Raw genomic sequence first — 9,977 nt, 5'->3', positions numbered from 1 at the left:
GGTAAGCAGAGTTTTTGAAATGTAAGGCCTTTGAATAAGACAAAAGGCTGCCTCATCGCTAACTTTGCAACAGTGCCTTCTTTACTGCCATCGCCATTTTCTGGACAGTTTATATCTGAGAATTAAAACAGGCCTCGTCAGAGCGGCAGGCCTGTTTTTTCAGAGGTGAACGTACCGTCCAGGCACTCACGGCCAGATAACCGCAAGTGCCTCATCTTCGCTAACTATCTCAAAACACGCCCTATCACTTAGGGTTAATCATTTACCAAATAACTTTTGATGTATCCATCCGTTATTAGTCAGGAGGAAAACATTGGTCACTTTCACACCATCATGTTCTGAGTTTACGTCTTTTTTTATCTGACGGTCGGCATTCAGAATCTCAGGTGATTTTGCCCAGTCAGGTATATCACTAACTTTATATGTAAAAGTCACTCGGGAAATTTTCTGCCCCATTGCATCAGATGGTTCAGTGAAATTACTGACGTCTGTTACTGTTGCTTTTCCAAAGCAGAATCCACCAAGATTCTCACCTCGCATATTTTTAGCCGCATCTTGCTTGTAGTATTTTTTCCCTTCTTCCGTCAGGTCATAACTGTTAACGACTATATCTCGTTCTTTAATCCCCCATGTGGCATCAATATGTTTACGCGATAATTCTGTTTCAGTTAACAACCCTTTTTCTGCCATTGCATGCAATATTTCTGGCATGTTGTTAATGTTGAAACCATCTGTTTTGTAAGGGAAATTAGCTTTGATATAACATGCCGGGTATACAGTATCCAGATACTGCTGTGCGGCTTCTTTGAAATTACTTTCGGAGGGTTTCTTTGGATCGTTACAACCGGTCAGCGCCAACACGCCAATACATAATAACGGTGCCAGATAATTCACTTTCATATAATTGTATCCTTGTCTCAAAATTATCCCTTCGTTCAGTACATAGAAAAAATGTTAAGGCACTGATGTAAAAAGGAACGTAAAAGTTAAAAAATACAATTTTAGAGCCTTTTGTCAATGCTGGGTCCGTGTCATAGCTGGTCGCATACCCCTCCCTAAAAATTAGCTTACAGGTTAATTTTCACCTTGCCTAACATTAGCCTATAGGTTAATATTAATGGAAATGGGAGGTCACATGTTTAGCGTTGTTTATCACCCGGAAGCCAGGGAAGAAGCCACAGCATTACCCGTAAAAATCAGGGTGAAGTTTGACCGTCTCATCGGCAAACTGGAGTATGATGCCCGATTACTGCGGGAGCCGGACACGAAGCCCCTGGGCGATGGACTTTTTGAGATCCGCACGATGGGGACGGACATAGCCAGGGGCATCTGGGTATACCACAAAGGCAATACCATCATCATGCTCCGGGTTTTCATCAAGAAGTCACAGAAAACGCCAGCGAAAGAAATCGATCTCGCCAAAAAGCGGTTAGCGGAGGTACTTAATGAAACTGGTAAGCCATAAAGAACTGCATAACGAGTGGATGCAGGACGACGAATATCGCGCTGCATGGCAGGAAGAAGAACGCAAGGAGAAGCTCAGAGAGCTACTTGCGGAATGGCGTAAACATGACAACCTGACAAAAGCGCAGGTTGCTGAACGCATGGGGGTTACACCTCCGGTTATTTCCCGCCTGGAAAACAACATCACCAAAGCCAGCATCGACACTCTGACCCGCTACGCTCACGCCTGCGGCATCAAAAAACCTGTCATTGCCCTGTACTGATGACATCCTACCCGGTTTTAGTTTTCGCCGGGTAGGTGTTGTCTCAACAGGAAAACGCGGTACAGGAGGTCTGAAGCCCAATGGGGAAGAACCATACGTTAATAATGTAACCATATGATTTTACATCTATAAAATCCAGATATCGCTTATCTCATGAAAGCACGCGGCAAGGCGTTCCAGTCTGTCGTGTATTCCGGACTCAGCATTTCCCTGCGCATCGCGAACCCCACATTGATCCCCTGGCCGGCAAAAAAAATGCGGCCCTTACCGGCGCGGTTAATCCGATCGACGGCATTCATCAGGGCTTCGCTGTCAGGACGGGGAGCACATTCATCAAACAGATTAAGTTGTGCCTCGCGGCCGGAAAAATCGGCCAGCATGATACCAGCCTTTGCGTACCGGTAGCCATCACGCCAGATGCGCGCAAGCGCACGCTGGGCAGCGGCAATGATGTCCCGGCTGTCCTGAGTGGCTACCAGTAGCGTCTCCGTCGCCTGGCTGGCACAGGGCGCATCCCGGGGTGAAAACGGGCTGGTTCGGATAAAGACACTGATCGCACGACAGTGCTGCTTTTCCTGACGCAGCTTTTCTCCTGCCCGCGCAGCAAAGCCGGTGATGGCCATCTGCATTTCCTGAAAGCTGGTTACACGCTCACCAAATGACCTGGAGACGACAATTTGGAGAGCATGAAAAACCTCGGGGCAGCCATCGAATGATGCCATCTACAGGGGTTAAAATAACCACCATCATTTCATAACAATACCTGCTGACTATGAAGATCTACGTCATCAAAATAGCAGTTCATGGAGTCAGTCCGATGGTCTGGCGTCGGCTGAGAATTGCTGCCGACACGTCACTGGCCGCGCTTCACTTCATTTTCCAGATAGTGCAGGGCTGGGGGGACGACCATCTCCATCAATTTCACATTTATGGCAAAGATTACGGTATCTCCTACGAAGGAGGCATCGGTTTTGTCGATAATCCGTTCCGGGTCGTGATTGATGATTTTGCTTTTGATGCTGGCGATCGCTTTACCTATGAATACAATTTCTTTGAGCACTGGCTTCATGACATTCGTGTTGAGGCCATTTATGAAAACTCTACGCTGAAAGCGCCGTTTTGTATAAGCGGCCATGGTATGCCCGGAGCCACAGCTGCGGATGAGTTCGATAAAACCCTGGCGTTTCTTGAAGCTATCGTTAATGCGGATGATGAAACAACGGTCGGCGAGATCCGCCCTTTTGCTGACGACCTGGATGCTGTCAGGTTCAACCGCCACAAAATCAACCGGCAACTGAGCAGGCTCGACCTTGCATCTCCGGTACTGGAGCCTGAAGTTATCTGGCTGGGCCGTCGTCGCTGACTGATGTCTATAAAGGTATACGTTTTCAGCATGCCTCTCAGATCCCCGAAAAAATGTCTATAAACCTCCCTAAATCAGTGTTTATGGATTATTCTTTAAATCTCTATGATGTTTAAAGACCTTCCGGAGGTTTTGCGTGCAATATGCCTACATCAGGGTAAGCTCGGCCGATCAGAATACGGCCCGTCAGGAAGAGGCATTGTCAAAGGCGGGTTTTCAGCCTGATAAAATTTGTGTTGAGCATGCCAGCGCGAAGGACACAAACCGCCCGGGGTTACAGGAACTCCTGGGGCAATTACGCCCTGGTGATACGCTTCTGGTTCATTCCATCGATCGCCTTTGCCGGAATATGTCGGATATGTGCGCTGTCACCACCCGGCTTCGTGACCAGGGCGTTACCCTTATTTTTCTGAAAGAGCAGCTGACGTTCAGCGCCGGCACAAACAATCCGATGCAGGAACTGCAGCTGCACATGATGTCGGCATTCAGCCAGTTTGAACGAGCCTTACTGAAGGAAAGGCAGGCCGACGGCATCGCCGCGAAAAAAGCACGGGGTGAAAAAACAGGGCGCCCCGGCGCCGATATCAAAAAGATCCAGGAAATTGACGCACTCAGAAGCAGAGGGGTCAGGCTCAGGATCGCCTGCGACCATGCGGGCCTTGGCGTTTCCACATATTATAAGCTTCGTCACCAGATGAACAACCAGTAGCCGGGAGATAGTCATCCACCACAGCAGGAGGCAATGATGCAACTGACGCTCCAGATAGTCATCACCGATGAATCAGGCTCCAGTCGAACGGAGGAACTGATGACAATCCAGAAATCAGGGGAGACCCGGAACGACATCGGATTATCGGTGTCAGAATCCAAGCTGTTGCTGAATACGGTCCAGCAGTCGGTGGTCCAGCTGCAGGCAGACGAATATACTCAACACCATATCCGGTGCCCTCACTGCCTTGCTGCGCGCAGAATCAAAGGCAAACAGAAAATACGGTACCGGACGCTGTTTGGCGTTATTCCGGTATCCGGGCTTCGGGTGTACCGGTGCCGTTGTGAAGAGAGTGATACAAAGACAGTCAGTTTGCTCAGCGACTGGGCCGGCGATTATTCTCACCCGGCACTGAAATATATTGAAACCCGCTGGGCCTCGATGATCTCCTATGAAATGACGACTCGTCTGCTGAAAGATATTCTGCCGGTGGGCCACAGCCTGAATGCCTCAACGGTGAGGAATCATTTATGCCAGGTGGCGCAGCGTCTTGACGCTGAGGCTGAAGCTCATTCAGGTTTTCTTTCCGGCTGCCCCCGCGACTGGGGGAACCTGCCCAGGCCAGGAAAACCGCTTGTGGTGGGTATAGATGGTGGTTATGTTCGCGATCGGGATGACAAAAAGCGTAATTTTGAAATTATTGCCGGGAAGTCTTTTTCCGTTGGTGCGCCTGCTGACACCCGCCGCTTCGGTTTTGTTCAGAAGGATGACTGTCATCCGGAACGCAGGCTCATGACCCACCTTTCAGCGCAGGGAATGCAGGCCAACCAGCAGATATTTTTTCTGTCCGACGGCGCGGATAATCTCAGGGACCTCCAGTTCGGTATGTACCCTGAGTCAACGCATGTGCTGGACTGGTTTCATATCACCATGAGGCTGAAGGTGCTCATGCAATATGCCCGGGGACTGCTGGTATCAGATCCAGAGGCGGGGAGTAAAGTTCTGGCACTGCTGGAAAGCATTAAACGATATCTCTGGCATGGCAATGTTGTCGCTGCGCTGGAACATATTGATAATTGCGTTATGTATTGCGATGACCCTGAACTCAGCTATCCTAGCCTGAAATCCCTGCAAAAACATCTGGATGAAATGTATACCTACATCCGGAATAATAAGATGATGATCCCAAACTACGGCGAAATGCGTCGGTACGGAGAGCCGGTATCAACCGCGTTTGTGGAATCCACGATCAATGAAGTGATCGCCAGACGAATGGCCAAAAAGCAGCAGATGCAGTGGAGCAGAAAAGGGGCTCATTATTTGTTACAGACCCGGACCGCCGTTTTGAATAACGAACTGCAGGATAAATTTGTCTGCTGGTATCCGGGTTTTCAAAGTGACGGGAAGGGACCAGCGATGGCAGCATAGCTCACGCTGCCCCAATATTTTTTATGCTCTCACTTTGTACAGGCATATTTCCCCTGTTGGTCAACTGCGGGCGGACGGGATCAAGCTGCTCAACCGTGGATAATTTGAACGGACGGAAAAATCTGGGGTTCCGGCGTAGTACCCCTATCACCTCCACATTTTTGCAACAGTGCCTTATAAATGGCAGCCTTATGTTTACTTGCCAAGATGGGCTACCATATGATGTTTTATACTGAGCAATATTAATATTATCTTTAATGGAAAAATTAAGCCCACTAAGTGACCCACTGCTATATGGCTCTATTGTGAAGACGCCTGAGGGTAAAAATTTATACATGGTTGTCCCTATGTCTATTATTGCAAGGTTGACAATATTATTCGTTTTATAAATTTGAGCGTTTAAAATCACACATCAAAGCAATTAGTCAGGATAAACAACAATACCCAGTGCTTCGAGAATCAGTTCTTGCTGCCAGGCTGCAATTTTGATACCTGATGTATCGACTTTGCGGGGATCTAAACCGTCGAGTTCGGCGTGGCATAAATTGGCACCCTGTAGGCTAAATTGCCCCCAGACATCTTCGGAAAAAACACCTCGACTTAAGTCTGACTCTTTCAGTGATGCACCCGCTAGGTTCGTTCCTATCCAGCGATTTTCAAACAACTCACATTTTTCTAAACAAACCCTCTCCATATTGGCATAGGAAAGATTACATCCAGAAATAAATGCTGAGCAAAAGTACATACGATTACTCACTTGATGGGCAAAGTTTGTTCGGGAAAAGTTGGCACCTTTTAAATCACACGCACGGAACTCTATACCGTAGCAATTGGCATTACTGAAGTTTGCCATCGCAAGTTGGCATTGTTGGAAACTTGCATCACGAAGATCTGCGACATCAAAGTGGCAGCCTTCGATATCACCCTGTTCAATGAACTTGCAGTTGACGAATGTCGTATCACGCAAGTTAGCACGTCGAAAGTCGCTGCGAATGAATGTGCAAGCGGTGAAGGTGAGATCACTTAAGTCTTTATGTGAAAAGTTGTGGTGCCGATATGTATGATTGTAGGTTTCCATGAGTACTCCTTGTTGAAAGGAGGGCTAGACTACCATTATACATATGCCAAGACATTAAAATAAAAGCCTGTTACATCAACACATTACAACCCCTCAATTTACCTGTTTTAAGTGGTCAAATTGGCGCGTAGAGCGCCTATCGCTCTTGCATTGGCACGCGGCCCTGTTGAAAAAAGTTATTCGCTTTAGATAGGGTTAGGAGAGCCGTGCTTCGCCGGTAAAAAATCGGACTATCCGACGCAGGGCGGACTCATCGGCGGAGAAGCAAACTTTGACTATATCTCCCTACACTTGGAAGAGGGCTAGACTGGCCCCATAGATCACCAGACACTTCGACTCTCTTAAAATAAGAGGTAGTCTTGGAACTATGTTTAATACCAGTCAGAACGATAAGATGGTTGAAGTGTTATCAGGACCTGAGCGGCGTCGGCGTCGTACACCGCAGGAAAAAATTGCCATTATTCAGCAGACTATGGAGCCCGGTATGACCGTGTCTCATGTCGCGCGCCTGCATGGCATCAATGCAAACCAGATATTCAAATGGCGCAAGCAATATTAAGACGGTTCACTGACGGCTGTTGCATCGGGCGAGGAAGTGGTGCCGGCCTCCGAACTCGCTGCCGCCAATAAGCAAATTCGCGAACTCCAGCGCCTTCTGGGCAAAAAGACGATGGAAGCCGAGATACTCAAAGAGGCCGTGGAGTTCGGCCGGGCAAAAAAATGGATTGCGCATGCGCCCTCGTTGCCTGGGAACGACGAATAAGCGACGTTTGCAGAAGTCTTGGCGTGTCGCGTGCGCAGTTGAGCATTCGGGTTCACCGGCCATCTGACTGACAGGATCGCAGACGGCAGCCCCGTTCTGACGATACCACCGTATTGTCCCGGATAAACATGGCGGTGGCTGACCTGCCGACGTATGGTTATCGCCGTGTGTGGGCGCTGCTGCGACGGGAGTCGGAGCGGGACGGCCTGCCTGTGGTTAATGCAAAGCGGGTGTATCGCATTATGAGAACGCATAATCTGCTTCTTGAACGTAAACCCGCTGATCCTTGCCGTAAGCGGGCCCATAAGGGGCGCGTAGCAGTAGCGGAAAGTAACCGGCGCTGGTGCTCAGATGGCTTTGAGTTCCGCTGTGATAATGGCGAAAAGCTGCGGGTGACCTTCGCGCAGGACTGCTGCGACAGGGAGATCATTGACTGGGCAGCGAGCACCGGAGGCTATGACAAAGAAACGGTGCAGGATGTCATGCTGGGTGCGGTGGAAAAACGCTTCGGAAGGCAGTTGCCAACAGTGCCGGCGTTCGCCCGGTTGCTGGGACTGGAGCCTTGTACGACAGCAGTGCGAAGCCCGGAAAGCAATGGCATAGCAGAAAGCTTCGTGATGACGATAAAACGGGACTACATCAGCATCATGCCGAAACCGGACAGCGAGGCAGCGGTGATGAATCTGGCGGTGGCGTTCAGTCATTACAACGAACATCATCCGCATAGTGCACTGGGATATCGCTCACCACGGGAATATATACGCAGGAAGTTATCGCAACCGTAAGAGAGCAAAAACGTCTGGATATATAGGGTCAAATCCACTGTAAATATATTACCAGTTCTTAATTACTGAATCTCCGATCCCTGCAATATGCTCGTTGAGTTCATTCATAGATGAATGAGTATTTGTAATATACAGGACTACTATACGAGATGGCTTGCCTCCGGGGCCCAACAGTGCAACGATGCCCCGAGATCCGTGATCACCTGCTCCTGTTTTATCCGCTATCATCCAGCCAGCTGGCAGTACAGAGCGGAACAGAGGCCCGCCGACTTTATCTTCCTGCATCCAGCTTATTAATTTTTTTCGAGATTTTTCTGTAAGTACACTTTCGTTTAACAATTTTTGTAGCGTTTGAGCCATCGCTGCCGGAGTGGTGGTATCACGCTCATCGCCAGGCTTCGCCTCATTAAGGCTGGGTTCGTGTCGATCAAGCCTTGTATAACTATCACCAGTGCTACGCAGAAAATGAGTTAATCCCTCCGGCCCGCCAATAGTTGATAGCAATAAATTTGCAGCAGTGTTATCACTGGTGGTAATGGCAGCATTGCATAACTCAGAAACCGTCATTCCATCTGCAATGTGCTGACTGGTTAGTGGAGAATAGTCGTCCAGGTCATGCTTATTATAGGTAATTCGGCGTTCAAGTTGTTCAAGCCCTTTATCAACACGTACTAATATTGCTCCACATAACAAAACTTTGAATGTGCTCATCATAGGAAAACGTTCTTCACGGCGATGACTACTCAGAACCTTCCCGGATAAAAAGTCTATTTCAGTAAAACCAACCCGACCTTTGATATGGTCTTCTGTGCTTTGTATTGTATCAGTAACATTGACTGGTGTAGATAATGCTGGAGTACACATTCCAGCCAGTAAAGAGATTATAATAAGGCGGATCTTTTTCATATTAATATCCTTTTTAAAATTAAGTTAAGTAATAATAGATAAATAATGAGTAAACAGGCTCTGTTCAGCCGGACTGTCGGTGTACCACCGGAGCACGTAAAGCATCCGGTGCAATCTTCAGCCGGGTAAGCACCGGACCGATAATCTGGCCGAAGACAGGCGCCGCCACTGAGCCACCAAAATGCTGTCCCGCTTTGGGATTGTTAATAACCACAACCAGTGCCACTTCAGGACGGCTCGCCGGCGCGACGCCTGCCGTATAGGTAATATGCCCCCCGTCATATTTTCCACCGGCACCTAACTTCTCTGCGGTTCCGGTTTTTATTGCCAGACGGTAGCCCGGTACAGCTGCCCTTACGCCACTTCCGCCGGGTAACACATCACTTTCCATCATTCTGATTACAGCATCGGCAAGCTTCGGGTCCGCCACCTGCTCACCGTACACCGGCGCGGATAACCGTGTAACGGATAACGGATGATAAACGCCACAGGCCCCGAGAGTGGCATAGGCTCTGGCTAACTGGAGCGGGGTTACCCGGAGGCCGTAGCCAAAAGCGAAGGTGGCGCGCTCAATATCAGCCCATCGATGGCGACTGAACGGAAAGTAACCAGTACTTTCACCGGGAAGGCCCAGCCCTGTCGGTTTTCCCAGCCCGAAGGATGAATACGTTTTTACCAGCGCATCCGAAGGCATCGCCAGGGCAATATGTGAAACTCCGGTATCACTGGATTTCTGAAGTATGCCGGTCGGCGTCAGCGCCGGCCAGTATCCCACGTCCCGGATAAGATGGCCGTCAACCCTGAACGGCCTTGTGTCAAGAAGCGTGCTGCTGCTGATAATATGGCGGCGCAGGCCTTCAAGAATGACGAAGGGTTTAACCGTTGAACCCGGCTCAAAGCTGTCATTAATCGCCACGTTACGCATTTCAGCGGAAGTGGCACCGGAAAAACGGTTGGGATTAAACGACGGATAGGATGCCATAGCCAGAATTTCGCCGGTGTTTACGCTGACAAGCACCGCAGCGCCTGACTGGGCGTGATGTTGCTCGACCCCCTCCCTTAACCGGCTGTAAACAATATACTGAAGCACACTGTCAATACTCAGCCTGATCGCCGGTGCAGTTTCCGGAGCGTCATACTGGGGGAGCCCGCAGAATTCGGAAAAAATCGTACGCTAAGGTTTTCCGGGCATCCGTAAGGGCCGAAACTTCCCGTCTT

The 9,977-nt window shown here is 49.2% G+C and carries 9 protein-coding genes and 2 pseudogenes; 6 read left to right on the top strand and 5 right to left on the bottom strand.

Annotated elements, in window-relative coordinates; all coding sequences use genetic code 11:
• Positions 1–258 precede the first annotated feature (258 nt).
• The gene (locus tag K5R89_RS26065) at positions 259–900 is read right to left on the bottom strand and encodes a hypothetical protein (protein WP_032440552.1); all 642 of its coding nucleotides are present in this window, start codon (positions 898–900) and stop codon (positions 259–261) included.
• A 235-nt stretch (positions 901–1,135) separates the two neighbouring features.
• Here K5R89_RS26065 and K5R89_RS26060 point away from each other — a divergent pair, with 235 nt between their 5' ends.
• Together K5R89_RS26060 and K5R89_RS26055 are read left to right on the top strand one after the other, a co-directional pair.
• On the top strand, positions 1,136–1,465 hold the full coding sequence (locus K5R89_RS26060; protein WP_000493286.1) for a type II toxin-antitoxin system RelE/ParE family toxin: 330 nt from the start codon (positions 1,136–1,138) through the stop codon (positions 1,463–1,465).
• Positions 1,446–1,727, top strand: a complete 282-nt coding sequence (locus K5R89_RS26055; protein WP_000780222.1) for a helix-turn-helix transcriptional regulator — start codon at positions 1,446–1,448, stop codon at positions 1,725–1,727. Before K5R89_RS26060 ends, K5R89_RS26055 begins: the two co-directional genes overlap by 20 nt.
• 146 nt (positions 1,728–1,873) lie before the next feature.
• On the opposite strand, the gene K5R89_RS26050 is transcribed toward K5R89_RS26055, so the two are convergent.
• The gene (locus K5R89_RS26050) at positions 1,874–2,449 is read right to left on the bottom strand and encodes a DUF4113 domain-containing protein (RefSeq protein WP_077256884.1); all 576 of its coding nucleotides are present in this window, start codon (positions 2,447–2,449) and stop codon (positions 1,874–1,876) included.
• Between the two features lie 95 nt (positions 2,450–2,544).
• Between K5R89_RS26050 and K5R89_RS26045 the strand changes: the two genes are divergently transcribed.
• From K5R89_RS26045 to K5R89_RS26035, 3 genes are all read left to right on the top strand, one after another.
• A complete protein-coding gene (locus K5R89_RS26045; RefSeq protein WP_001493763.1) occupies positions 2,545–3,090 on the top strand; it encodes a plasmid pRiA4b ORF-3 family protein in 546 nt (181 codons plus the stop codon).
• Positions 3,091–3,226: 136 nt separating this feature from the next.
• Positions 3,227–3,799 (top strand): recombinase family protein, encoded by a 573-nt coding sequence (locus K5R89_RS26040; RefSeq protein ID WP_001493762.1) that lies wholly within the window; start codon positions 3,227–3,229, stop codon positions 3,797–3,799.
• A 36-nt stretch (positions 3,800–3,835) separates the two neighbouring features.
• Complete coding sequence (locus K5R89_RS26035) at positions 3,836–5,227, top strand: ISKra4-like element ISKpn19 family transposase (protein WP_001493761.1); 1,392 nt, start codon at positions 3,836–3,838, stop codon at positions 5,225–5,227.
• 421 nt (positions 5,228–5,648) lie between these two features.
• Here K5R89_RS26035 and K5R89_RS26030 read toward each other — a convergent pair whose 3' ends face one another.
• Complete coding sequence (locus K5R89_RS26030; protein ID WP_001516695.1) at positions 5,649–6,305, bottom strand: quinolone resistance pentapeptide repeat protein QnrS1; 657 nt, start codon at positions 6,303–6,305, stop codon at positions 5,649–5,651.
• A gap of 394 nt (positions 6,306–6,699) precedes the next feature.
• Here K5R89_RS26030 and K5R89_RS26025 point away from each other — a divergent pair.
• A pseudogene (locus tag K5R89_RS26025) lies at positions 6,700–7,853 on the top strand (IS3 family transposase).
• A 48-nt stretch (positions 7,854–7,901) separates the two neighbouring features.
• On the opposite strand, the gene K5R89_RS26020 reads toward K5R89_RS26025, so the two are convergent.
• On the bottom strand, positions 7,902–8,759 hold the full coding sequence (locus tag K5R89_RS26020) for a class A beta-lactamase LAP-2 (protein WP_012477595.1): 858 nt from the start codon (positions 8,757–8,759) through the stop codon (positions 7,902–7,904).
• A gap of 64 nt (positions 8,760–8,823) precedes the next feature.
• Positions 8,824–9,876: pseudogene (locus K5R89_RS26015) on the bottom strand (penicillin-binding transpeptidase domain-containing protein); the annotation flags it as partial.
• Positions 9,877–9,977: the final 101 nt, after the last annotated feature.

Source organism: Klebsiella sp. TF21-TM (assembly GCF_019753495.1).
GTDB lineage: Bacteria > Pseudomonadota > Gammaproteobacteria > Enterobacterales > Enterobacteriaceae > Klebsiella > Klebsiella quasipneumoniae.
This window is presented reverse-complemented; position numbering and strand designations above follow the sequence as displayed.

Bases quoted from the DNA above. Each gene is read 5' to 3' on its own strand.
- K5R89_RS26065 (WP_032440552.1), bottom strand. From the start codon at position 900: ATGAAAGTGAATTATCTGGCACCGTTATTATGTATTGGCGTGTTGGCG.
- K5R89_RS26060 (WP_000493286.1), top strand. From the start codon at position 1,136: ATGTTTAGCGTTGTTTATCACCCGGAAGCCAGGGAAGAAGCCACAGCA.
- K5R89_RS26055 (WP_000780222.1), top strand. From the start codon at position 1,446: ATGAAACTGGTAAGCCATAAAGAACTGCATAACGAGTGGATGCAGGAC.
- K5R89_RS26050 (WP_077256884.1), bottom strand. From the start codon at position 2,449: ATGGCATCATTCGATGGCTGCCCCGAGGTTTTTCATGCTCTCCAAATT.
- K5R89_RS26045 (WP_001493763.1), top strand. From the start codon at position 2,545: ATGGTCTGGCGTCGGCTGAGAATTGCTGCCGACACGTCACTGGCCGCG.
- K5R89_RS26035 (WP_001493761.1), top strand. From the start codon at position 3,836: ATGCAACTGACGCTCCAGATAGTCATCACCGATGAATCAGGCTCCAGT.
- K5R89_RS26030 (WP_001516695.1), bottom strand. From the start codon at position 6,305: ATGGAAACCTACAATCATACATATCGGCACCACAACTTTTCACATAAA.
- K5R89_RS26020 (WP_012477595.1), bottom strand. From the start codon at position 8,759: ATGAAAAAGATCCGCCTTATTATAATCTCTTTACTGGCTGGAATGTGT.